Here is a 22,826-nt window from a genome sequence, read left to right as displayed (position 1 = left end):
TATAAACAGATAAGTAATTCGACAGCCAAAAAGCAGAAGTTCCGACAAGACAATTATACATATCTGTTTCTTATCAAAGAAGAATTTTTCCCATAGACACAGAAAATTTTACGCCCTCTAGTAAAAAGCCGTTAAAACCAGTACTTCTCGTACATCGTTTTAACGGCTTAATTACTTTTTCATTGCAGTTGATTATTTTCTGCGTCTAATGAAATAATAGATCGCACCGGCTGCTGCAACGACTACTACAACACCTGCTGCAACAAGGGGAGCAGGATTCATGCCTTTATCCTGGCTGCCTTCATCTACATTAATATCTCCCTGAGGCACATCTTCATCCTCTATCTCCGTGGTTCCTTGCTCGGTATCCTGGTTTTCATCCTGTTCATCCAGATCTGTCTGTCCTAACGGCACTTCCTCGTCTCCGATTACAGTAGTGCCTTCGTCTGTCTGTGTGCCAGTTCCGTCATCTGCAGCGGTTCCATTCTGATCCGCACCCGGCTGCGCTGCAGTACCTGTTCCGGTTGTATTATCTCCGGCTCCGGCTGCTGTTCCAGTACCTGCTGTTGTCTGTCCGGCAGTACCAGTTCCAGTGGTTGTTCCTGCAGTTCCAGTTCCTGTACCGCCTGTTGCTGTTCCAACTCCCTGATACTCTGTAATTGTTACATTATCTCCCGGTACTGTTTCCGTCCGTGTGATCGTATCACCCGGTGTCTCAATAATCTGTGTCTGAGGCGGTACCTCCTCTACATTTCTCGTATAAGTAAAGGTCATGGTGTTCTCTCCGCTGGTCAGGGTCATTGTCTGAGAACTGTCACCGGAAAGAGTATAGCCATCAATTGTCTCTGCCACATAGGGAACTACCTGATCAACATTTCCCTGGGCAGTGATCGGGGCTGCAACTTCTTCTCCACTTTCGGCATCAATAAATTCTATACGATATGTAACGCCTTCTACTAACGCTGCATAATCTACTACATATGACTCACTCTGATCGGCTGTGATGCTTTCGCCTGTCAGGAAAGAATCGTCTGTGTTTACAACATATCTGCCCTGATACTCCTCTTTTATCTGGACATCAGCGGGATTTGGAAGCTGTACTGAGGACCCTGCCGGGACTTTCAGTTTTACACTTCCTGTTCTTTCGCTGACAGAGCCTCCGGCTGCTTCACATTCCGCAATGAAATCTGCTGTAAACTCTCCAACTTTTCCCGGGCTGAAAGTAATATTATATGTTTGCTGCTCTGCAGCATAAATCTCCAGAGGCGCTGCTGCAAGAAATGCAGATATGGCAAAACAGGCTGCTGCTTTGCTGCCCCATACGAATTTGTTGTTTTTCATAGGTCATCCGCCTTTCTGCTTTTCTTCTTTCCAACTACAATAATGATTCCCAATGCTGCAATTCCTGCTGCTGAAAGAGCTAAGATCGGAGCTGTATCGCCTGTCTTTACTCTTCTTACAACACGAGTGACTACATCATCACCTTTCACAGTCCTGGTAACATATTCTGGGTCACCCTTCACATACTGGGGAATGATCTCTGGTTCTGCCTGAGGCGCCGGTGATGGAAAATCTACTCCGAATTCAAACTGAAAGGTTCCTAATGCATTCTGATAATCATTGGTGTTGGACTCTCCGTCCAAAGCAACCATCATTTCTAAGGAAGCTGTTTCCTGAGGCTGAAGGGTTGTAAGGAAAATCCAGCCGTCAATGGCCTCATTCAGATTGCCGAGACCTACCTCATCTCCGCCGATCCTGGCGCTGTTATCTTCCTCAGTTCCTCCGAAAAGGGTGTATGTATCATCCTTTGTATGGAGCTTCAGGGAAATATTATAAGCAGCCCCGCTGGCATTAACTGTCTCTTCAAAAGACTGGAGCACTGAAGGCTGAAGGTAAAACTCCACATCCCTGTCATCATTATTCTGAATGACTATTTCCTGGGTACGGCTCTCTCCCGGATACATATCGGAAAAGTTTTCTGCGAAATTTTCCATTCCCTGATACTGTATCGCCTCTCCATTGAAGGAGACATTAAGTGTTCCTGCTGCAAAAACAACCGTATTCATACTCAGCAGCAGCAACGCAGTTATTATGATAAATGTTCTTAACTTTTTCATGCTGTCCTCCTCTTTTCTGATACGGTTATTCTTCAATGGCAATAATCGTGCCGTTTTCATCTATATCTGCCCCGATACCCCATTCTGAAAGCATAGCATCTTCCGCGGCATAAGTCTGCACTGCGTCTACTTCAACTTCCAGACCGATTCCTTTATCTGCATACGAGTTATCAAGATCGGCTTCAATCTTCAAAGATTTCAGGATATCCACAGGTTCCGTTCCAGGTTCAATGGGATTGCGGTAATAATATACGGAAGTCTCACCACCATCTCTGGCATTCTCATCTTCCAGCCATTCTCCATTGACTTCCAAAGAAATCTTATCAGTATCCTTACTGTAGTCTTTGGTCAGTTCACTGCTGTCTGCCCCATAGTCACCCCAGTACTTCCGGATCGTTACCCGGGCGTAAAGCGGAGTATCCGCTGTATTTTCAATCTTGATATCCTTGTCAATCACACCACCGGGCATGGCATTTTCCAGATAAAGATTACCTTCCACAGCTCCGCTGCCTGTCAGTTCAATGTTTAACGATCTGGTATTGATATCCTGCCGAACATCTTCTCCATTTACCTGAATAGCTGCTAAAGAACCACCTATGATTGTTGTTGTAATGAGAGCGGCTGCCACGCCCATAAGCATATATTTCTTCTTCACTTTCTACTCTCCTTTAACTTTATCTTTTCCGCTGCCTTCCACAGTATAAAAGCCAGAAGGAACACCGCTATACAAGCTGTGGTTCCAATTCCTGTACGAAGGATTTGGGAAAATCTGCCAAGCCAGGGAAGCATACCTACTACCCTTCCCTCAAGCTGAGAAAACCGTATTGGTTCTATATCTGCTGAGGTGTTGGCATCTCCTTTGGTGATAAACTGCTGTTTTTCAGTGTCAATTTCTGTTACTCTATGGGTCGTGGTCACATCTGTACCTGAACCCATACGATATGTTATTACATCCCCAACCTGAATCTCTTCCGGGCTGGCAGGCTTAACATAGACTACACAACCCTTTGAAAACTCAGGCTCCATGCTCTCTGTCAGGATTCCGTAAATCTGGAATCCCAACAGCTTAGGCACAGTAAGGGGTAAGGCCACCAGAATGACCGCTGCCATCAAAAGAATTCCCATAAGATTTAAAATTTTTGACAGCATATGTACGGTTCCTCCCTGGTATCACAGTTTTATTACTTATTCATTGTATGTCTCGGCAGTGATATCTTCTCCTTCAGAATTAACCCATCCTGTGATTACACCATTTGCTTCTTCTGGTGTAAAGTTATCTGCCTGGATAGCTTCTGCGGTAATACCGATTGTAAAAGTTTTATCGGTCATTTCATTTCCCCATTCTTCAGGAATAGTCACTGTATCAAAAAGTTTAAATTTCTGATCTACGCCTGCTTTTCCTACAGCGTACTGGTAGTAATAATATCCATCATCACTTAATACCCAAAGAGAATCATCAATATTGATTCCTTCTAATAACTCAGCATCCCAGTTAGGCTCTAAGCCGTTAATCTGAACTTTAGCTCTTAAATAGCAGCTTTCGGAATCAGCTTTTACTGTAATAGTTGGGTCTTTTGTAATGGTCTGGTTTGGTGTTACATTCTCGATTGTATTGTTTTCATTTTCTGCACTGAAAATGGGCTCGTCTAAGTCAATATCCACATGCCCCATTGTTACAGTGTTTAATGTGTTATCTGTATCTGTGAAGTAAGCCAGTGTTGCTCCAACTCCTACAACACCTACTAATGCTACAGTACCTGCTAATGCGATAATTCTTTTATTTCTCATAACTTTATTCTCCTCTTAAAAATACAACTTATTTTTAGTTTACTGTGCCACATAACCTAATAATTTAAGGCCTTCTGCCTGAGCATCAGCAATCTCAATGTTAGAAGCCTGTACGGCTGAAGATTTGACAACAATATCACTTAACTCCTTAGTTGCATCTGTCAAATCGGTTGCAATATCAACATTTTTAAACAAAGCGATCAAATCCTGAGGATCATCACTCTTTCTTACCACTTGGGGAGTATTTGCCGTTTTATCCCAATATACATAATATTTAATTGTATATGCTCCATCAGCGTCACTTCCGGCTGTTTCTATTCCGTCTAGTGCTTTCCATGAATCACTTATAGCAGTAATTGTATTTTTTGCATTATTATATGTCTTAATGCTTGCATATACATAACAGTCTACAGAATTAGCTTTGATTGTAATAGTTGGGTCTTTATACACATCAGCTCCTGGCTGAAGATCTTTATACTGATTTCCAGCACCATCTTCACCTGCTACCACTTTAGCTGCATCAAGATCCTGGTCATATCCTCCATTTCCATCGGTTTTAACACCTGACTCCCATAATTCCATTTCAATTCCCTGTTGTGCCATAGTAAAGGTGTTTGTCAATTCATTTGTACTGTCGTTGAAGTATGCCAGAGTACCGCCAATTCCTACAACTGCAACTAAACCTAATGCTGCAACCATGCTTAATACTTTTTTGTTTTTCATAACCTTATTCTCCTTGCTTTTATTTTTTATAAATGGCCTTTCGGCCAATTATTTCTTTTTTTCTTCCTCACTGCTGAAAATATCCGGCAGGAAGTTAAGAAGTATGATAACAATTAAAATACCGCATCCCACTGCTATACCCAAAGGAGTCTTGATATATATGCTGATGTATCCAAGATACGGCACATGATATTTTACTTGCCCCACTACATTGGAGTAGGGAACCGGTGAGCCGTCTACGTTGTCGTTTGCATCACCTTTGGTTGTAAATGTCTGTTCTTCCTCGTTGATTTCTGTAATCCTATGGGTCACTCTGGTGTCTTCTCCCAACTGATATGTGATAACATCTCCCACTTCCAGTGACTCGGGATCCACCGGTTCTGCATATACAATGGAACCCACAGAAATCTCTGGCTCCATACTGCCGCTGAGGACTGCCAGGCTTTGCATACCCAGCAGCCTCGGCACAAGCAGTAATCCCGCAATTACCAGTAATCCGATTATCAGAACTCCCAGAAGAAAATTACAGATTTTCCGAAACATATGGTTCTTCTCCCTTCTGCCCCATCCTGTATGCCAAGAACTTAGTTCGTACCTTTAAATTTATTCCATACTTTCATAGCTGCATCCTGGTTATATGCTCCATTTACTAATGCAGATTCACCATCTACAGACGCTGGAGAAGCTTCCTGGTAGAGAGTTATAGAGAAATCAGGATATTTCTTTAAAAATGCTGTCCATTCCTCTAACGTCGATACTGTGCCAGGAACTCCGTTATTTAGAGTAACCTGTGTAAATAGAGCCTCGGTTTTTCCATCTACAGGCAGCACACCTTGATAATAGTAGAATCCATCTCCGCCAGCTTTCCAATTTGTTGTATCATAGTTTAATACAACCCCTGCATTTTCCGGTGAGATGTTAACTCGCATTCTTACGATACATTCGGAAGCCCCCGTGTTCTCTATGGAAGGAGCTTTCTTTCCGTTGATCCCTGTTTCCTCCTCAATCTCAGTGTCAATATTACTGCCGGAAAAGGTATTCGTTAATGCCTGGGTATATGCGCTGTAGTAAGCAATGGTTGCACCGGCACCAATTACAACAAGGAGGCAGACTGCAAGCAAAATTTTCTTATGGGAATTCCATACTGTCTTTAATTTTCTCATTCTCTTCTCCCTCCTTATTCATTTTCATTGGTTCCAGTTAACTCATCCGGAGTAATGACAACCTTTCCGTTTTCTATCTTGAAACGGTTCACAATAATATCATTGTCTGTGTCTGTACTGTTTCCAGAATGTTTATTGTTAACGCTTACCAAGCCGTTTCTGGTGTCAATACGGTCCCTGTCTCCATCCTTTTCTAGACCAATAAGCAATCCGTTTCTGACTATACATCTTAATGTATCGTCTGTGTTTACACTATAAGCCACATCGCCATGCTGTTTAAACTGTAAGGATCCACCATTTACCTCTTCTACGGTATAAGTACCTTTAGGAAGATTTTCAAAGGTTACTGTCTTGGTACCTGTCCCTGCTTTAATATCTTCTTCCGAAAATTTAACGCTTTCATACCAGGACTGTGTCTTACCCTCATAAGTCCGGGTTAATTTAAAGGTAAATATGGGTTCTCCCTGATAACCTTTCACCTCAGTTGGATCAATATGTTTCGTTACCTCAACTTTTCCTGCCACCACTTTGATTCCATACGTACCATCAGTAGAAACTGTAATAGGTCTATCATTATTATTAGCTGTCAACTCAGTTCCTACTGGTTCTCTATACGTTAGATCTCCGTTAATCTGGTTCTGACGTTCCTGAACAGTTTTTGATGTATACTCCACGGTCATCACATACTCTTCAACGTTCTCTTCAATACTCTCTCCTACTTTATCTATCACATGTTCTTCTAGGTTTCCCTTTGTAGCATCGAAAGTAAAGGTGAAGGTTCCGATAACGTCATTCGGGTTTTCCTGATAACTATAGTCTACAGTGGCTGTCATCTTATTAGGTTCTCCCTCCACTGGACCCCATCTTAAGTTATCCACGTTCAAATTAGGAATAGTTTTATCTCCATCCATTTTTAACGTTTCTAAGAGTTTCTGACTAATTCCCTCTATATCTGACGTATTCACTGGATTGATAGTATCTCCTAAAAAAACCTTATTTTCGGAATCCGCCATTTTCAAATTCAAGAGTTTTACATTAACCGTAGGCTTGGGGAATTCTGCTTTGCCCTTGTCTCCCAAGTCTATGCCTGATCCAGCCCCGTTGGTAGGAATCATATTTCCTCCGATGAAATCATCTTTGGCTTTAATCTTTAAGTCATATGCCCAGCCATGAGAATTGTCCTCACCTTTAGACGCTATTAAAGCTGCAGGACCTTTCCAAGTAATTATGGTAGTACCATCCTCATTATCATCATCAATGATTATACAATCTTCCTGAAGATCATTCTTGCTTTTGAGTTCCTCATTTTTTGTCCTTAGAGCATCTTTTGTCTCTTCTGTAAGCTCAAATCTGGCATCTATGACATCCACAATCTCATCTGCCTGAATACTCAAGCCTTCGGCTACATCACCAGCAATTTCCTCGAAAAGATCGGTAAGATCATCTGTCTCACTACTCGTATAAGCTTTTCCTTCTGTAGCTAAACGATTCAGATAAGCTGCACAGGAGATTTCTACCTCTTTTTCCCGTTCATCATCTGGGTCATCCCAGTCAAACGAATCTTTTGTAGCATTTCCATATGCTATGGTATAGTGAGTTGCAATTCCCTTAATCAGCTTTGCCTGTTCATAGGCATCTTCCGCAGTCGCTCCTCCTTCCCCACTATATCCAGGAGCACCGTCTGTAAAGGTTATTACATACTTAGCACTATTCTGTGCATCTTCACTTATCAATTCATAGGCATCTTCTAACGCTTCATTCAAATATGTAGAACCACCTGCATTTAAGTCATCAATACTATTTTTTATTTTCTCAGCTCCTAATTGCGAACGCCCCCAACCGGACTCATACTCCTGGCTAAGCGTAAAAAACTCACCTTTAGAGCTATTGGTAGAAAAACTCACCAAAGCAATCTCACTATTTGGTGATAATTCTAAAGCTTTGTCTACAAATGCCTTTGCCGCATCTCGTAGTTTCCCCATACTACCGCTCTCACCCATGGAACCTGATCGATCTAACACCAATACAATACTTGCATTCTGCCCCTCAGTTCCCTCTGTATGGGATAAGGAATCGGCTGTAAGGTGAATGGTATATTCTCTCCCATTTTGCTTATCATCTGTTACCCATTTATCATATACTAAGTTCCTTTCTATCTCTTCCTGCTGGGTATAATTGACAATCTGGTATCCATTCTCTCCAGGTGTGTATTCTGTTTCCCCGTCAGATAAATACATCTTGGCTTCCGCTGTTTCGTCATCTTTTGCTGTCACTTTTATAACCCAGGTATTCGAAGACGGAAGTATATAATCATTTGGTGCCTTTGTCTCCGTTAATGTATATGTACCCTCTCTCAGTTTTGTAAAACTAACATTTCCACTTTCGTTAGAAATAGCTGTTTGAGTTGTCCCTGTTTCCCGGTTTACTAATTCAAACTCTGCTCCTGGAAGTCCGATACCTTCACTATTAACCTTTGTAAGTTGAAAATCTGCCATAGGAACTTTTGACACTTCAACAATCTCTGCAGAAGGAAGTGTAAAGTTCATAGAACAGTTAGATTTTCCAGCCCCACGCTCCATATATAAAACAGTAAGCCTATGCTCTTGGTTCTTCTGCGCCTCTGAAAGTTGTTCCGGGCTACCATCTGGACCAACTATATAATCCCATAAGTCTACACTCGCTTCAGCTGCATTGTGAATACCACCCAAATCGATTACAACTGTTTCGCCATCTAAAACAACCCACAAATCGTCATCACCAGAGAAATTGTAATTTAGAGGTCCTATATAATCTCCTATCTTAAATGTCACATCATAACGCATTCCAAAATAAAGATTATGTTTCTTTCCATCATCTCCCGTTGTATTAGCGCTTTCATAGTCGACGCTAACATTATCTAAAGGATAGAAATTTGAACCTGCGGTGGCAACCTGAGTACCCCATCGGTCATTTACAGATACTAATGTATATGTATCACCTTCCTGGTCAAAATTCAGAGTGTAATTATTATAAAAATGTCTTAAATATCTTCTTTCTCCTCTAATCCATTGTGTAGCATCGCTATCTTCAAAGAATCCCGGTTCTGGATAGTTAAACTCCACATCTCCAGTTCCGCCATCAGTTACCCCTTTTAAAAGACCATGTACAACTTTAACATCTTCTCCATCACCCGGGTTGCCAGTCCAAGCATTTGCATCAGCCCCGTCTGTATAAACGTGATATTTATAATTCTCATAATTTTGATCTGCCGTACCTGCTGTTAATTTTTCTTCGCGATCGTTCGGTTCATCTCCCAACATATTAAAGGAATAATAGGTTTCCTCTCCCCAAGACCTGGTTTGCCCTGCTTTTACCGTGTAATCATAAAATTTAACTTGTCCTGAGATTTCTGATTCCTTGGGCTTATAGTAGATCTTAATCTCACTGTCCTGCGTAACCTGAATCATACTAAATTCATCTTTTGAAATCTCTTTCTCATTTACAACAACCCTGTCAACCTCCCAATTCGTTGCCTTTGCATAGTTATTAATAGTTTCTCCAACATTAAGGCTAAGATCATCATCTGAATATATTTTTTCGCCATCAAGGTTTAGATGTTGAATCTTGATTGTAACCGCTTCATCTCCCTCGTTCACAATGACATACGTTGAAAAATGAGTTGTATCAAATACTACCTGACCTTCTGTATCGACAGCCCCATTCATGTCTTCCACTGTCGTGTCATCCTTAAGATGTAGTACAGAAGCTTCCTGTCCACTGGCAATTTCCGGAGCATCTACAGTTACCTGTACGGTTCCTTCTGGCTGTACCTCGGTGTCTCCCACCATAAACTTGATATCATAGGCAAGAATGTTTTCAATAGAGAATTTTTCTTCTATGGCTTTTTCTTCCACTGCTTCCTCTATTTTGTCCATATCTTCCTGAGCTGTTATTTCACTCACAAAAAGGACTGCTTCTTCTGGAAGTGTTCCTTTAGGTGCTTTCACCTTTACTAAGGTATCTCCCACCTGTTGAGACCACTCCTGTTCCTCCAGGGTATTTGTATCCTGAGTTTCCTCCACATTCCCTGCGGCCTCATCTCCAGTCATATCCTCAAGATTCTCACTATTCTCTGTCCCCGTATTCTCGGCACTTCCTGTACTTTCAGCAAGTCCCTCTGTAGGCTCAGTGATGTCCGTAGGCGTCTCTCCCGTCACTTCCTCACCGTTTTCCTCCGGTACAGTTTCTGGCGTATTCTCTTCTGTCCCAGGTTCTTCTGTAATCATCTCTTCAGTCTCTGTCCCTGAAGTTCCTTCTGTCTGCCCCTGAGTTTCTTCTTGTCCAGGTTCTTCCGTTTGCTCTTCAGTCGGTTCCGGTACTGTCTCTCCCGTCTCCTCCAGAGCCTGTGTCTGAACCTCTTCGGTCCCAGTTCCTTCCTGGGAGGTACTCTCATCCTGAACAATTTCTTCCTGGGACTGGCTGGCATCGGCAGCCATAGTAAAGGTATTTGTTCCCAGAACAAGTGCCATGCACAGAATCAACGCTAACAGCCTTTTTGATTTTTTAATCTTCATGTTCTGTCTCTTCTCCTTCCTTTTTTTCATATACATCAAAAGCACTTTCTATCAGCTTGATCAATTCCAGAGTACTGCGGAAATTATGCCGCTGTCGTCGATCCACCCAGGTTACCGTCCCCTGCCAGGTGGCGTTTTGATGGTTCTGTATGTTCAGCAGAAATGTTTCCTGATATCGTTGTTTCATATTCTCCGCACCTCCTTTATCATATTTTCTAAATGTTTAGAAAAATTTTAGCAAATTACCCATTACTGAAAGCATTACCAATCCGCTCAGGAATAGAATTTTATGATTTATTTGAAAAATTTCTGCATACAAAAAAACAGAGGAAACATTTTTCACATAGCAAATGTTTCCTCTGTTTTTTGAACAGTCTTTTATTTTTATACTTCTTTTTCACCATTTTTCTCTGGTCTTTTCTCTGCTTTTCATAAACAATGCATTATCTATCAGTATCAGCAGTTCCAGAACGCTTTTGAACTTTTCCTCTTTCTTTTCTTCCACCCAGTATATTTCTCCCTGCCAGGTGGCGTTCTGACGGAATCTTACGGCAAGTAGGAAGGTAACATGTTCTCCTTTATTATTAAGAAGAGTCTCTGCATCTAAAAGCTTCCGGATGTCTTCGCTTTTCCCAGTATCCTGTTCCTCTTCTTTTGCAAAGCCTCTCAGCTGCATAGAGGACTGGGGAAAGGATATACGGTTATAAAAAGCTTCCAGGTTCCGGATCATCTGGACTATATTATCGAAGTTTTCCGGCTCCCTGCTGTAACGGCTGTAAATTCTCCCTCCGATCTCACCGTCCTGGTTCCTGTCAATACATAAACATACCAGATTCGGCAGTTCTCTTTCTAAAAGCAGTCTGCCTTTTTTCACACTTCCTCCCCTCCCTGCTGTTTATTTCCAGTGAAAATCATTTCCTCGGAACCGAATCCTCGACTGGTTGCTTTCTACCTCAGCCAGCGAAGATGCAAAATATTTCAGATAGTTTTTCCAGGTCCTGTGCTCCATGGAAAAATTATTTACAATCCTTTCAAAGATCAGTCTGCAGTTTTCCTTGTTGGTCCCCACAAGAAGGATCAAAAACTGAGAAGTGCTGTATTTTGTAAAAGAGTCGCCTTTTCGAAGACTTTTCTGGATTGCGTCATGGAGCGCTTTCGAATACTCTTCTTGTTTCTTTGTACTTTCAGCAGGTCTTCCCTTACTGTCTACCATAGTGATCACCATAAGGTAGGCTGACTGACCGTTTCTTTCCAGTATCCTCTGAAGAAGCCGGTAGCTGTCGCGGAAACTGGGCAGGCTCATATAAAGGGCTCCGGATTTTTCCTCTTCTTCCTTCAGCTTCTTTTCTATCTCTCCTGCCGTCTGATAGCTGCTGGTCATTTTGGCGCTCATCTCGTCAAAGAGCTTCATGATCCTGGAAGAAGGGCTGATACCCAGTTCTTCGAAGAACATTCTGGCCGTTTCCTCATAAAAGTCCATTGCTTCTTTATAACGGTCCAGGCCCATCAGAGCTTCGATCTTCATAGCCTGCCACTCATCGAAAGGATAGATCCGTACAGCCTCTGAAGAAATTTCCAGCATTTCCTCATAATTTTGTATATACTTCAGATACTCCCATACCCCTGACAGCGCTATAGAAAACTGCTTCTTATAGGCAACGCTGTTAATGATCACCCAGTCTTCACCGGACAGTTCCGGAAGAAAATCGCCCTGATACAGGAGACAGGCGTGCCTGAACAGCCGGTATCTCTCTGCTTCATTGGTCTCTGCTTCGCCTTTCTTTACATATTCTGAGAAGTCTATCACATCTACCCAGGTAGGCATAGGACTTCTCCATTTATAGATTCCATCTTCTATCTGTATATAATCGTAGTCCGGCAGGATGGTGTCTGCCAGCATTTTCTTTAGTCTGTGTACCGTGACCCGGAGATTATTGGCTGCATCGGAAACTTCTTCTCTTCCATACAGGTCTTCCAGAAGCTGACTTCTGGAAATGCCGCCTCTGGCTCCGCTGTAATGCAGAAGAATCTGCAGCAGTTTCAGTACTTTTGTAGCACTGTTCCTTTTAAAAGTCACAGGCCGGCCTCCATATACCATGGAAAACTTCCCCAGCATATAAACCTTTAAATCCGCTTTTCCTTCCTCCATAAATAACTCTCCATTTACTTTAAGACTCTCTATTTGATGACACTGAAGCCTAGACTCGGCTCCAACGTCTATCCTTAATGTTATTCTCATCGCTAAAAAAAGTCAATATGACATTTTGCTAATTTCCAATTTTTACCAATCCTGTTCGGTATTCTTTTTTCCTGACAAAATTTTTTTCTCACAGGAACAGTTTCTGTATTCTTTTTCTCTGAAACTCTTGTCACTTCTCTATAGAAAATGGTAAGATAATCTGGAATATATTAGTTATTAACTACAGGAGGAGGACTGCAAATGAAAAAGTCCCGGAATTTCCGGCTGATCTCCTGTTTTCTCACGATTTTTCTTCTTCTGGGAGGGTGCAGCGGCCAGTCCGCCTCAGCTTTGCCTCAGGATAAGAAAGAAAAAGCATCGGCTCCTTCTCAGGAGGAAAGCTGGGACAGCCAGCCCAAGGTTCTTACCCCGGAGGCCCCTGGTACTGTTCTTATGGGGAATTCAGCCATTGAAATAGATGTATCGAACATTTCCCAGGGCTATCTCATGGCCCGATATGTAGGGAATGCCGCCAAAGTAAAATTTTTTATTGAAACTCCCGACCAGGTCCGCTACACCTATGACCTGAAGCCTTCCCAGACCTTCGCCCCGCTGCCGCTGACTGCTGGAAACGGCACCTATACCCTGGATGTCCGGGAGCATGTGGAAGACGACCTTTATTCCAATCTGTATAAGGATACTGTGGAAGTCCAGATAGACAATGAATTTTCTCCTTTCCTCTATCCCAACCAGTATACCTGGTTTACAAGTGAAAGCCAGACAGTTGCTCAGGCGGCCAGTCTGACTAAGGGAGCTCAGGACGGACTGGAGGCTGTGGGAGCAGTCTACGACTATGTGATCAAAAACGTCACTTATGATGAAGAAAAGGCAAAAACAGTCCAGAGCGGTTATCTGCCCGATGTAGATGAAACTCTGGAAAGCGGCAAAGGGATCTGCTTTGACTATGCGGCCCTGATGACTGCCATGCTCCGTTCTCAGGGAATCCCCACCAAGCTGGAAATCGGTTATTCCGGAGAAGTATATCATGCCTGGATCAGTACCTGGCTTGAAGAAAAGGGCTGGGTAGAAAATATCATTGAATTTGACGGAGAAAGCTGGTCTCTCATCGATCCTACACTGGCTGCTGGAAACAAAGCTTCCTCTGTAAAGAAATATATCGGCGACGGCTCTAATTATACCGTCATGTATTCCCGGTAAATCCAATACCGGAAGCCGGATTTTTTTGAAAGGATGGTTGAAAAATGAAGAAAACTACAGGAAAAAACCTTTCTTCCGCTGAACTGGCCTCTTTCTGTTCTCAGATCTCTTCTGTTCTGAAGGCCGGGATTTCAGCTGGGGAGGGAATTGCCATTATGCTGGAGGATACCTCGTCTTCCCAGGAGCGTGAGATTCTGTCTGCCATACAGGAGACACTGAATTCCACCGGGGTTTTCAGTCTGGGACTGGAAGACGCAGGGGTATTCCCCCAATATATGCAGAACATGGTCCGGCTGGGAGAACAGGCCGGACGTCTGGACGAAGTCATGGAAGCTCTGGCAGTTCATTATGAAAGAGAATCGGATCTGGCCGCTGCTCTGAAAAGCGCCGTTACCTATCCCTGTATCATGATCGGTATGATGGTGCTGGTAGTGCTGGTGCTGATCACCAGAGTCCTTCCTGTATTCGAACAGGTATACGCCCAGCTGGGACAGAGCATGCAGGGTCTATCCAGAGGCCTTCTGGATATGGGCCAGGCTCTGAACCGATATTCCCTGGTACTGCTGGCCGTACTGGTACTGCTGGCCCTTCTCTGCCTCTACTTTGCCAAAACTTCTTCTGGGCGAAAGCAGGCGTCTGCGATCTTTTCCAGACTGCCTTTTACCAGGAATTTCTCAGATAAAAAAGCCTCCTGCAGATTTGCCAGCGGTATGTCTCTGGTCCTGAAGAGCGGTCTCACTCCTGAAGAGGGAATGGATATGGCTGGAGAGCTTACAGAAAATTCTCTGTTCCGTGAAAAGATCAGTCAGTGTAAAAAGCTCCTGGAGGAGGGAACTCCTCTGGCTCAGGCTTTGTCTCACTCAGGGGTCTTTACCGGAATGGAGGCCCGTCTTTTGATGGTAGGGGACAGGACTGGATCCATAGATGACGCCATGGAAAAAATTGCCTCCCGCTGTCAGGACGAGCTGGATGATGCTATGGGAAACGCCGTTTCTATTATTGAACCCACCCTGGTGGCTATTCTTTCCATTGTTGTGGGCCTTATCCTTCTGTCTGTGATGATGCCTCTGATGGGAATTTTGGCCGGAATATAGGAGGGCGCTGCTATGAAACGATTTGTCACCCAGAAGCAAAGATCACCCATCAGGAGTTTTATTCTGTCTCTGTGCGTCTTTCTTCTTATTATGTTTTTTTTCCTTACAGGCCTTTCCTCATTGTCCGGGGTTTCAGGCCGGGAGGAGGAAGATACGCTCCGGCAGGCTCTGGTAGAAAGTGCCGTCCATTGTTATGCTTTGAACGGCTATTATCCGGAAAGCCTGGAAGCTCTCACTGAGGACTATGGGATCACTTATGACAGCCGCCGCTTCCTGGTGGATTATCAGCCCCAGGGAGAAAATCTCATGCCTGAGATCACTGTTATCCGGAAGGAGGAATAGGGATTGAACCGATATTTCCGAAAAAGCCACTCTATTGACCTGATTTTTACGATTTCTCTTTTCTGTGTATTTGCCTTGTCCGCTCTTGGAGTGACAGCGGCAGGAGCTGTCCTTTATCAGAAGACAGTCACTCAGGAAAGACAGGATTATAACCTGTATACTGCCCTTTCCTATCTTGAGCAGAAATTAAAAAGCTGTGATCAGGAAGGAGGGATATCTCTGGCTAAAGGACCAGACGGAAATGCTCTTTGTCTGAGCCAGAATGTCAATGAGGTTCCATACCTTACCTATATTTATGTCTATGAAGGCCATTTAACAGAACTTTTTATACGGGAGGACCAGGAGCCCGATTTTTCCGGAGGGACACCTCTTCTGGAAATAGATAGTATGGAGCTGGAGCAGACTTCCACAGGACTGCTCCGCCTGACTCTTACAGAAGACGGAGGAAACTCTCAGACTTTATGCTGGCAGCCCAGTGCTTCTGAGACAGGAGGGGAGACGTCATGAGAAAAGCCCCTGCGAAACGTTCCAATCTTTTTCTGCTGGAACTGATATTGGCTATTTTTTTCTTTGCTCTGGCAGGCGCCGTCTGCCTGCAGCTTTTTGTTCAAGCCAGGACCCTGTCCCAGCAGACCCACGCCCGGAATCAGGCTCTGGTCTGCGCTAAAAATGTATCTGCTCTTTTTGAAGCCGGTAAAGGGTCCTTCTCAGAAATCCTCCGGGAATATCCCGACGCCCAGCAGAGAGATTCCCTTCTGACAATTTATTATGATGAAGAATGGCAGCCCTGCACTCTCGAACAGGAAACCTACCTTCTGACCCTTACTCTTTCGGAGAGTTCCTGGGAAGAACATCTCCTGAAGGGTGAAATCCAGGTAACAGATAAAGAAGAACCCCTGTGCACTCTGGATGTAAGCTGCTATATTCCTTTAAAGGCTGGTGAAGGATCATGAAAAAAAAGAAAATTTTTCCTATAGTAAATGCCGGGACTGCCTCAATCCTTACAGTATTTGTGATTCTGGCCATGGTAGCTTTTGCTCTCCTGGCTTATATGAGTGCTAGAAGAGGCGCTGTATTCTGCCGGCAGTCTGTCCAGGAATCCCAATCCTATGAAGAAGCAAAGGCTCTGGCACTGGAAGAGATTGCCTCTATTGATCATGAACTCCATCAGGCCTATGAAGCAGGTACCTTTGAACAGCTCCTGGAAGATCAAACCTATGATTTTTCTATTCCTATTGAAGGGGAAAAGGCCCTTCAGGTAACTCTGGTCCCGGTTTCTCCTGAAGAAAATGAAGGACAGCTTTACCGGGTTACTTCTTTTAAACAGGTAAGCACTGGAGATTGGGAGGATAAAAGCTCTCTGAACCTTCTGGATCCCAACGCTCTGTCTGAGTAGCAGGAGCTTAAAAGCCCCAGAAAGGATTGGCATATTTATGAATGAAACAATAAAAAAAGAAACTCAGGAAATCTTAAAGGAGATTTCACTTTTAAAGGCCTCAGATATCTTCGTTGTTGCAGGCCGTCCCCTGTCCTATCGTTTAAATGATCAGATCCTGGAGTATTCCCAGGAACGGCTTATGCCGGAAGACACTATGGGATTCATTGAAGATATCTATGCTCTTGCATCCCATCGCAGCATGGCGTCTCTCACCGAAAAGGGAGACGATGACTTTTCCTTTGCTATCCCGGGGGTCAGCCGTTTCCGGGTAAACACTTATATGCAGCGTGGTTCTGCTGCAGCGGTGATCCGCATTATCTCTTTTACTCTTCCATCTCCCCAGGAGCTGGGAATTCCGGAGGGGATCATACATCTGGGAGACTTAAACAAAGGCATGGTCCTGGTAACCGGAACTGCTGGAAGCGGAAAGTCCACTACTCTGGCCTGTATCATCGACTACATCAATAAACATCGCGAAAAACACATTATCACTCTGGAAGATCCTCTGGAATATCTGCACCGCCATGAAAAGAGCATTGTCAGCCAGAGGGAGATCACCACAGATACTGTCAGCTATATTTCTGCTCTCAGGGCCTCTCTCCGTCAGAGTCCTGATGTGATCCTCCTGGGGGAAATGCGTGACTATGAGACTATGCAGGTAGCCATGACCGCTGCGGAGACCGGACATCTGATCTTCTCTTCTCTCCATACTATAGGAGCAGCCAATACCATCGACCGTATTATTGATGTATTTCCTGCCAATCAGCAGAAGCAGATCTCTGTCCAGCTTTCCATGGTGCTCCAGTGCATTATTTCTCAGCAGCTGGTTCCTTCTGCTGACGGGGGACGTATTCCGGTCTTTGAGATCATGACCATGACTCCTGCTCTCAGAAATATGATCCGGGAAAGAAAAATCCCCCAGATCGAGGGACAGATTTATAATTCTTCTTCAGAGGCTATGTGTTCCATGGATTCCAGTCTTCTGAAACTCTTCCGGGCAGGGGCTATCACCAGGCAGACTGCTCTGGACTATGCCTCAAATCCGGAAATGCTCATACGAAATCTGGGCCGCTGAAGACAGTGTCCTGAAAACACAGGAAGAGGAGAAACTCACCCTGCCAGGTAAGTTTCTCCTCTTCCTGTATTTTTTGCTTTATATAAAGCCTGATCTGCTTTTTGATACAGCGTCTGGTAAGTATCTTCCGGAGCGGCTACTGCCGTGCCGGCACAGAACTCTGTTTTTACCATTTCTCCCTGCTGCTCCAGGAGCACCGGACAATCTCTCAGTTCTCTGATCCTGTCCTTCAGTTCTTCCTGATCTTTCACAGCAAGGACCGCCATAAATTCATCTCCGCCGATCCTTCCTACAAAACCGCAGCTCCTGAAGATTTCAGAGAGCCTTTCTCCTGTTCGGATAAGGACCTGATCCCCGAAAGGATGGCCGTATCTGTCATTGACCTTTTTAAAATTATCCAGGTCAATAAGAATCATGGCCATCTGCCTATCCCTGTCTTTTTTCTTCAATTCACTCTCGGCATATTCCTGGATGCCTTTTCGGTTCATGACACCGGTAAGATAGTCCCGGCTCATCTCTCCTTCCAAAGTCTCCAGCTCCTCTTTCTGTTTCTGGATATTAATGAGAAAACCTACGCCGGACCTGGCTTCTCCATCTTTGCCATACTGGAAATACAAACGGAGCAGATACCACTGGGTACTTCCTTCCTTGTCCGTCAGCTGGATTTCTTCTTCAAAGATTTTCTTCTGTTCCATGGCTTTTTCCACTCCATTCAGAAGTTTCCCTTTTTCCTCCGAAGTCATGCATCTGGTCTGCTCAAGCCATTGCAAATCATCTGTGATCTGGGTATCTTCGCCAAACTTATCTATCCATTTTGCAGAGAAAGAAATCTGTCCTTTTTCAATATCCCATTCATAGATGATATGATCCATTTTATCCATGAGCAGACGGATTTTTTCCAGGCTCAGGCTCAGTTCCTCTCCTTCTTTTATCAGCTGCTGATTTATCTTCCGGATTTCCCTTTGCTGAGACAGTTCCTTTACCTTATACCAGTATCTGGCCGAAGAAGCGATCACTGCCATCCCCCCGGCTACGGTCACATTGATCAGGCCGCCGAACTGAATGTAAGGAAAGGCTGCCAGGGAAAAAGCCAGGGATGCGCCGCCGTAAACACTGAGAGCGTAAATGGGCAGCGCCTGAACAATAATGGCCGAACCCATGATGCAGGTCACAATCACCGAAAGGTTCCATCCGTCCTGGGCTTTTGTAATATCGTAATAGTTCAGCATGCAGTTCCAGACCACTCCCACAGCGCAGTATCCACCCTGAAGGAATATCTGCCTCTTTTTCCACTGCTTCTTTCTGAATATTTCCTGGGCCGCCAGAAAGCCCAGATTGATCAGAAGAAATGTACAGTAAAAAGCAAAATAAATCCGGTTATTCAGTGTCTCAAGTCCGCTTTCAGACCCCATCAGAACATGAAAGATATTGACTGCCTGCACAAGGGCAGCCAGAATACTGATCACAGTCATCAGACGCCGGTTATTGTCAAGAAGCTGTTCCCAGAAACTGTCTCTTATCTCCTCTGGTACACGTACCAGTATTTTTAGATTTTCCACAAGGTTTATCCATGCTAAATAAAAACTTTCCATTCCAATTCACCTGTGTTCTATGATAGCATGAAAAAAGGATTGCACGCAATCCTTTTTCTGAATACCTTCTCTATGAAATTCTTCCATTGTCCATAGTATAGACTTTGTCAGCCAGATTCATGGTGGATTTTCTGTGGGAAACCAGCACTACCGTCTTCTCCTGGCAGGAGTCCTTCAGAGACTTCAGGATAATTCCTTCGTTCAGGGAATCCAGATTACTGGTAGGTTCGTCCAGAAGGAGGAAAGGCCCGTCATGGAGAAAGGCTCTGGCCACGCCGATCCTCTGTTTTTCTCCTCCTGAAAGGGTATCTCCCAGTTCTCCCACCTCTGTTTCATACCCTTTTGGAAGGATCATAATAAAGTCATGGATAGAAGCCTTCTTCGCTGCCTCTATGATTTCCTCCCGACTGGCCCCAGGCTTTCCTATGGCAATATTATTGGCAATGGAATCATGGAACAAATGAGTTTCCTGGGTCACATAGGATTCTGTGTTCCTGAGCTGTACTGTAGGAATCTGCCGTACATCCGTTTCTGAAAGTTTCACAGCCCCCTGGTCCACATCCCAGAACCGCATCAACAGTTTTAAGAGCGTAGACTTTCCGGAGCCGCTGGCTCCATGGATTCCGATGATCTTTCCCTGGGGCATTTCAAGAGAATAGTCTTTCAATATTACTTCATCCTCATAGGCAAAGGTCACATGTTCAGCCCTGGCTCCTGTAAAGGCAAAAGCCGCCGGATGTGCTTCCCCTTTATCTGCCCCCTGTAAGGCCTCTGAAGAAATATTTTCCGGGATCTCTTCTACCAGAGGCTCTTCCTCCAGAATGGAAAGGACTCTCTCTCCGCTGGCCAGGGTCTGATTCAGGTTGTTAGACAAACTGGACAGGGCTGTTACCGGGCCGAAGGAACCCATCATAGCAATAGTACAAGTGAGGATTCCTCCAAAGTCCAGTTCTCCCTGCTGTCCCAGATACAGGGTAAAGAAAAGCATTCCAAAGGAAAAGGCCAGGATAGCCAGTGTGGTAAAGGACCTCTGAGAGCCTTCCAGACGGCTGAGCCCCTTCTGGAGATTTCCCAGTCTGATGGAACGTTCTTCCATTTCCCGTTCCCGTTTCTCTCCCTGTCCGTATTGAATAGTCTCATCCAGACCTCTGAGAGAGTCCAGGACAAAGCTGTTCAATTCGCCAAAACCGGTACGGAATTCCATTCCCCGGTTTCCTCCTCTTTTCCCGTTCCACAAGGGGATCACTGCTCCTACCACCACATAGGCAGCCAGGGCAAAGAGTCCCGCCAGGATATGATAGCTTCCTATAAAAATTACCATGATCAGAGAAGTGAGGAAGGCAATGGCAATAGGGGAGATAGTATGAGCATAAAAGACCTCCAAAAGCTCGATGTCTGTAGTGATAATGGAAATCAGATTTCCCTTATCTCTTCCCTCCAGCTTTGCCGGGCAAAGCTTTCGCAGAGCAGCAAAAACTTTATGGCGGATGATCGCCAGCAGTTTAAAGGCAATAAAATGGTTGCAGTATTGTTCCGCATAGTGAAGGATCCCCCTGAAGACTGCCAGGATTCCCATAAGCAGGAACAGGTTCTGGCCACTTCCTTTCAGGATCGCCTGGCCTGCCAGGATAGTCAGGAAAATGGCGCAGAGGTATCCCAGAACACCTAGGAGAATAGCCGCCGTCATAATGTGGAGCAGAGGCTTTACAAGGCCGATAAGCTGAGCCATGATCCGAATCCCGCTTCTTCTTTCTTTTTTTGCCCCGGTCATCCCTTCTCCTCCCTTCCATACATTTCCAGATTTTTCTGTGTTTCATAAAGTCTGCAGTAAACGCCTCTCCGTTTCATCAATTCCTCATGGGTTCCTGCCTCCCGGATCTCCCCCTGGTCCAGAAGGTAAATCCTGTCAGAAGCCGCCACATTGGACAGTCTGTGGGAGATAAGAAGGACAGTTCTGGTCTTGGCCAGTTCCCGGATCACTTCCATGATCAGATCCTCGCTTTCCGCATCTATGTTTGAAGTAGCTTCGTCAAAGATATATACCGGGGTGTCATGGAGAAGAGCTCTGGCAAGGGCCAGTCTCTGACGCTGGCCTCCGGACAGATTGGCTCCCTGTTCCAGAAGTTTTGTCTCAAGTCCCTCCTGAGCATCTAAAAATCCCAGCAGATTCACTCTGGAGAGCACACTCCTCATTTCTTCCACTTCAGCCTCAGGCTTTGCCATCTGCAGATTCTCTGCCACTGTTCCCTTAAAAAGGTAACTGTTATGCCGTACAAGGGTTATGTGGTCCATCAGTTCCCTTTCCTGGATTTGGGCCAGGGGCTTTTCTCCTATATGGATTTCTCCCTGATAGCCCTGAAGCTTTCCGGTAAGCAGACCGGCAATGGTACTTTTCCCACAGCCGGACTCTCCTACCAGAGACACAAAGGAACCTTGGGGAATAACCAGGCTGACCCCTTTCAGGATTTCTCTGTCCTCTTCGTAAGAAAACCGTATATTTTGCAGTTCTATATCAAAGTTCTCCGGAGACATTTTCTCTTCTCCCTTTTCTGGTTCCTCCAGATCCAGGAGATGAAAAATCTTGTCACTGGCTGTCATACCGTTCATGGCAATGTGGAAAAAGGATCCCAGAAGCCGCAGGGGAATAAAAAACTCTGAAGCCAGAAGAATAATGGCAAGGGTCCCGGAAAAGTCCAGTCTTCCTACAAGAAATTCGCTGACAGCCACGATCATCCCCACTGCCGCGCCACCGTAAGCTACAATGTCCATAACGCTGGTAGAATTTAGCTGCATAGTCAGGACCTTCATGGTTATCCGTCTGAATTCCTGAGCTTCCTGGTCCATCTCCTCTGCTTTCTGCTCATCTGCCTGATAGATTTTCAAAGTAGTCAGGCCCTGGAGGTTTTCCAGGAAGCTGTCTCCAAGACCTGTATAAACACCCCAGTATCTGCTCAGCAGTTTTTTTGCAAATTTCTGTACTGCTACAATGGATATGGGAATCAAAGGCACACAGATCAGTAATACCAGGCTGGCCTTAAGGTTTACAAAAGATAAAATCAAAAAAAGAGTCAGAGGTGCCAGAAGGCTGTAAAAAAGCTGGGGAAGGTATTTTCCAAAATATATTTCCAGTTGTTCTACGCCTTCGGTGCTTAGCTGAACCACCTCTGAAGTAGATGTTTTCTCTTTATAAGAAGCTCCCAGCCTCAGGAGTTTTTCATAGATTTTCTTCCGCAGGATCCTCTTTACATCTACGCTGGCTTCATAAGAAGCCCTGGCCGCCATCCGCTCACAGAGAAACCGGACTGCCACAGCCAGAACAAGGAGGAAAACTGTCCTTCCCAGGGACAGTTCTCCCAGGGCCTGGGGCAGATTTTCGGCATCCACCACTTTACCCAAAAGCTCTGCAATGGAGAACACCGCAAGGATCTGAGCCAAAAGTGCGATCCACTGCCAGAGAATGTTATATACTATATATTTTTTTGCGTGAGACAGCAGTCTCACCAGTCTTGTCTTGATCATAAATATTCAGCCTCGTTTTTCTGCG

The 22,826-nt window shown here is 44.6% G+C and carries 22 protein-coding genes; 7 read left to right on the top strand and 15 right to left on the bottom strand.

The genetic code is table 11. The features are described 5' to 3' along the window. Window positions 1–192 precede the first annotated feature (192 nt). The 12 genes from B5G33_RS18330 to B5G33_RS18275 form a co-directional block, all read right to left on the bottom strand. Window positions 193–1,341, bottom strand: coding sequence for a MucBP domain-containing protein (locus tag B5G33_RS18330; protein ID WP_087418675.1), 1,149 nt, complete (start codon window positions 1,339–1,341; stop codon window positions 193–195). After that, on the bottom strand, window positions 1,338–2,117 hold the full coding sequence (locus tag B5G33_RS18325) for a hypothetical protein (RefSeq protein WP_087418674.1): 780 nt from the start codon (window positions 2,115–2,117) through the stop codon (window positions 1,338–1,340). Before B5G33_RS18325 ends, B5G33_RS18330 begins: the two co-directional genes overlap by 4 nt. Before the next feature lie 25 nt (window positions 2,118–2,142). After that, the gene (locus B5G33_RS18320) at window positions 2,143–2,772 is read right to left on the bottom strand and encodes a hypothetical protein (protein ID WP_087418673.1); all 630 of its coding nucleotides are present in this window, start codon (window positions 2,770–2,772) and stop codon (window positions 2,143–2,145) included. After that, window positions 2,769–3,266, bottom strand: a complete 498-nt coding sequence (locus tag B5G33_RS18315; protein ID WP_087418672.1) for a signal peptidase I — start codon at window positions 3,264–3,266, stop codon at window positions 2,769–2,771. The genes B5G33_RS18320 and B5G33_RS18315 overlap by 4 nt, the downstream gene beginning before the upstream one ends. A gap of 36 nt (window positions 3,267–3,302) precedes the next feature. Then, entirely contained in the window at window positions 3,303–3,905 is a 603-nt protein-coding gene (locus tag B5G33_RS18310; protein WP_087418671.1) for a TasA family protein, read from the bottom strand. A 39-nt stretch (window positions 3,906–3,944) separates the two neighbouring features. Further along, window positions 3,945–4,628, bottom strand: a complete 684-nt coding sequence (locus B5G33_RS18305; protein ID WP_087418670.1) for a SipW-dependent-type signal peptide-containing protein — start codon at window positions 4,626–4,628, stop codon at window positions 3,945–3,947. A 48-nt stretch (window positions 4,629–4,676) separates the two neighbouring features. Next, entirely contained in the window at window positions 4,677–5,171 is a 495-nt protein-coding gene (locus B5G33_RS18300; protein WP_087418669.1) for a signal peptidase I, read from the bottom strand. A gap of 41 nt (window positions 5,172–5,212) precedes the next feature. Next, the gene (locus B5G33_RS18295) at window positions 5,213–5,791 is read right to left on the bottom strand and encodes a hypothetical protein (RefSeq protein ID WP_087418668.1); all 579 of its coding nucleotides are present in this window, start codon (window positions 5,789–5,791) and stop codon (window positions 5,213–5,215) included. A 14-nt stretch (window positions 5,792–5,805) separates the two neighbouring features. Next, complete coding sequence (locus tag B5G33_RS18290; RefSeq protein WP_158229653.1) at window positions 5,806–10,344, bottom strand: SpaA isopeptide-forming pilin-related protein; 4,539 nt, start codon at window positions 10,342–10,344, stop codon at window positions 5,806–5,808. Further along, complete coding sequence (locus tag B5G33_RS18285) at window positions 10,334–10,531, bottom strand: hypothetical protein (RefSeq protein WP_087418666.1); 198 nt, start codon at window positions 10,529–10,531, stop codon at window positions 10,334–10,336. The genes B5G33_RS18290 and B5G33_RS18285 overlap by 11 nt, the downstream gene beginning before the upstream one ends. A gap of 210 nt (window positions 10,532–10,741) precedes the next feature. Further along, on the bottom strand, window positions 10,742–11,218 hold the full coding sequence (locus B5G33_RS18280; protein WP_087418665.1) for a hypothetical protein: 477 nt from the start codon (window positions 11,216–11,218) through the stop codon (window positions 10,742–10,744). Between the two features lie 21 nt (window positions 11,219–11,239). After that, the gene (locus B5G33_RS18275) at window positions 11,240–12,493 is read right to left on the bottom strand and encodes an AfsR/SARP family transcriptional regulator (RefSeq protein ID WP_087418664.1); all 1,254 of its coding nucleotides are present in this window, start codon (window positions 12,491–12,493) and stop codon (window positions 11,240–11,242) included. A 291-nt stretch (window positions 12,494–12,784) separates the two neighbouring features. On the opposite strand from B5G33_RS18275, the gene B5G33_RS18270 reads away from it, so the two are divergent. The 7 genes from B5G33_RS18270 to B5G33_RS18240 are packed head-to-tail and all read left to right on the top strand — an operon-like array spanning window position 12,785 to window position 17,690. Continuing rightward, entirely contained in the window at window positions 12,785–13,741 is a 957-nt protein-coding gene (locus B5G33_RS18270; RefSeq protein ID WP_087418663.1) for a transglutaminase domain-containing protein, read from the top strand. Window positions 13,742–13,785: 44 nt separating this feature from the next. Further along, on the top strand, window positions 13,786–14,835 hold the full coding sequence (locus B5G33_RS18265; RefSeq protein ID WP_087418662.1) for a type II secretion system F family protein: 1,050 nt from the start codon (window positions 13,786–13,788) through the stop codon (window positions 14,833–14,835). Between the two features lie 12 nt (window positions 14,836–14,847). After that, complete coding sequence (locus B5G33_RS18260; RefSeq protein ID WP_087418661.1) at window positions 14,848–15,177, top strand: hypothetical protein; 330 nt, start codon at window positions 14,848–14,850, stop codon at window positions 15,175–15,177. 3 nt (window positions 15,178–15,180) lie between these two features. Continuing rightward, window positions 15,181–15,684, top strand: a complete 504-nt coding sequence (locus tag B5G33_RS18255; RefSeq protein ID WP_087418660.1) for a DUF4860 domain-containing protein — start codon at window positions 15,181–15,183, stop codon at window positions 15,682–15,684. Continuing rightward, window positions 15,681–16,130, top strand: a complete 450-nt coding sequence (locus tag B5G33_RS18250) for a type IV pilus modification PilV family protein (protein WP_087418659.1) — start codon at window positions 15,681–15,683, stop codon at window positions 16,128–16,130. Before B5G33_RS18255 ends, B5G33_RS18250 begins: the two co-directional genes overlap by 4 nt. Beyond that, a complete protein-coding gene (locus tag B5G33_RS18245) occupies window positions 16,127–16,573 on the top strand; it encodes a hypothetical protein (protein ID WP_087418658.1) in 447 nt (148 codons plus the stop codon). Before B5G33_RS18250 ends, B5G33_RS18245 begins: the two co-directional genes overlap by 4 nt. Window positions 16,574–16,610: 37 nt before the next feature. Continuing rightward, window positions 16,611–17,690, top strand: a complete 1,080-nt coding sequence (locus tag B5G33_RS18240; protein WP_087418657.1) for a type IV pilus twitching motility protein PilT — start codon at window positions 16,611–16,613, stop codon at window positions 17,688–17,690. Window positions 17,691–17,725: 35 nt separating this feature from the next. On the opposite strand, the gene B5G33_RS18235 is transcribed toward B5G33_RS18240, so the two are convergent. From B5G33_RS18235 to B5G33_RS18225, 3 genes are all read right to left on the bottom strand, one after another. After that, window positions 17,726–19,282, bottom strand: coding sequence for a GGDEF domain-containing protein (locus B5G33_RS18235; RefSeq protein ID WP_087418656.1), 1,557 nt, complete (start codon window positions 19,280–19,282; stop codon window positions 17,726–17,728). A 70-nt stretch (window positions 19,283–19,352) separates the two neighbouring features. Then, on the bottom strand, window positions 19,353–21,053 hold the full coding sequence (locus tag B5G33_RS18230) for an amino acid ABC transporter ATP-binding/permease protein (RefSeq protein ID WP_087418655.1): 1,701 nt from the start codon (window positions 21,051–21,053) through the stop codon (window positions 19,353–19,355). Next, complete coding sequence (locus B5G33_RS18225) at window positions 21,050–22,801, bottom strand: ABC transporter ATP-binding protein/permease (RefSeq protein ID WP_087418654.1); 1,752 nt, start codon at window positions 22,799–22,801, stop codon at window positions 21,050–21,052. The genes B5G33_RS18230 and B5G33_RS18225 overlap by 4 nt, the downstream gene beginning before the upstream one ends. Window positions 22,802–22,826: the final 25 nt, after the last annotated feature.

This window comes from Blautia sp. An81, from assembly GCF_002161285.1.
GTDB lineage: Bacteria > Bacillota > Clostridia > Lachnospirales > Lachnospiraceae > Blautia > Blautia ornithocaccae.
The sequence above is the reverse complement of the archived record's forward strand: the minus strand, read 5'-3'. Positions and strand labels throughout refer to the sequence as shown.

Coding starts and splice junctions, on each gene's coding strand:
- B5G33_RS18295 (WP_087418668.1), bottom strand. CDS start 5,791: ATGAGAAAATTAAAGACAGTATGGAATTCCCATAAGAAAATTTTGCTT.
- B5G33_RS18250 (WP_087418659.1), top strand. CDS start 15,681: ATGAGAAAAGCCCCTGCGAAACGTTCCAATCTTTTTCTGCTGGAACTG.
- B5G33_RS18315 (WP_087418672.1), bottom strand. CDS start 3,266: ATGCTGTCAAAAATTTTAAATCTTATGGGAATTCTTTTGATGGCAGCG.
- B5G33_RS18285 (WP_087418666.1), bottom strand. CDS start 10,531: ATGAAACAACGATATCAGGAAACATTTCTGCTGAACATACAGAACCAT.
- B5G33_RS18265 (WP_087418662.1), top strand. CDS start 13,786: ATGAAGAAAACTACAGGAAAAAACCTTTCTTCCGCTGAACTGGCCTCT.
- B5G33_RS18330 (WP_087418675.1), bottom strand. CDS start 1,341: ATGAAAAACAACAAATTCGTATGGGGCAGCAAAGCAGCAGCCTGTTTT.
- B5G33_RS18270 (WP_087418663.1), top strand. CDS start 12,785: ATGAAAAAGTCCCGGAATTTCCGGCTGATCTCCTGTTTTCTCACGATT.
- B5G33_RS18240 (WP_087418657.1), top strand. CDS start 16,611: ATGAATGAAACAATAAAAAAAGAAACTCAGGAAATCTTAAAGGAGATT.
- B5G33_RS18310 (WP_087418671.1), bottom strand. CDS start 3,905: ATGAGAAATAAAAGAATTATCGCATTAGCAGGTACTGTAGCATTAGTA.
- B5G33_RS18245 (WP_087418658.1), top strand. CDS start 16,127: ATGAAAAAAAAGAAAATTTTTCCTATAGTAAATGCCGGGACTGCCTCA.
- B5G33_RS18290 (WP_158229653.1), bottom strand. CDS start 10,344: ATGAAGATTAAAAAATCAAAAAGGCTGTTAGCGTTGATTCTGTGCATG.
- B5G33_RS18230 (WP_087418655.1), bottom strand. CDS start 21,053: ATGACCGGGGCAAAAAAAGAAAGAAGAAGCGGGATTCGGATCATGGCT.
- B5G33_RS18300 (WP_087418669.1), bottom strand. CDS start 5,171: ATGTTTCGGAAAATCTGTAATTTTCTTCTGGGAGTTCTGATAATCGGA.
- B5G33_RS18260 (WP_087418661.1), top strand. CDS start 14,848: ATGAAACGATTTGTCACCCAGAAGCAAAGATCACCCATCAGGAGTTTT.
- B5G33_RS18275 (WP_087418664.1), bottom strand. CDS start 12,493: ATGGAGGAAGGAAAAGCGGATTTAAAGGTTTATATGCTGGGGAAGTTT.
- B5G33_RS18225 (WP_087418654.1), bottom strand. CDS start 22,801: ATGATCAAGACAAGACTGGTGAGACTGCTGTCTCACGCAAAAAAATAT.
- B5G33_RS18305 (WP_087418670.1), bottom strand. CDS start 4,628: ATGAAAAACAAAAAAGTATTAAGCATGGTTGCAGCATTAGGTTTAGTT.
- B5G33_RS18325 (WP_087418674.1), bottom strand. CDS start 2,117: ATGAAAAAGTTAAGAACATTTATCATAATAACTGCGTTGCTGCTGCTG.
- B5G33_RS18235 (WP_087418656.1), bottom strand. CDS start 19,282: ATGGAAAGTTTTTATTTAGCATGGATAAACCTTGTGGAAAATCTAAAA.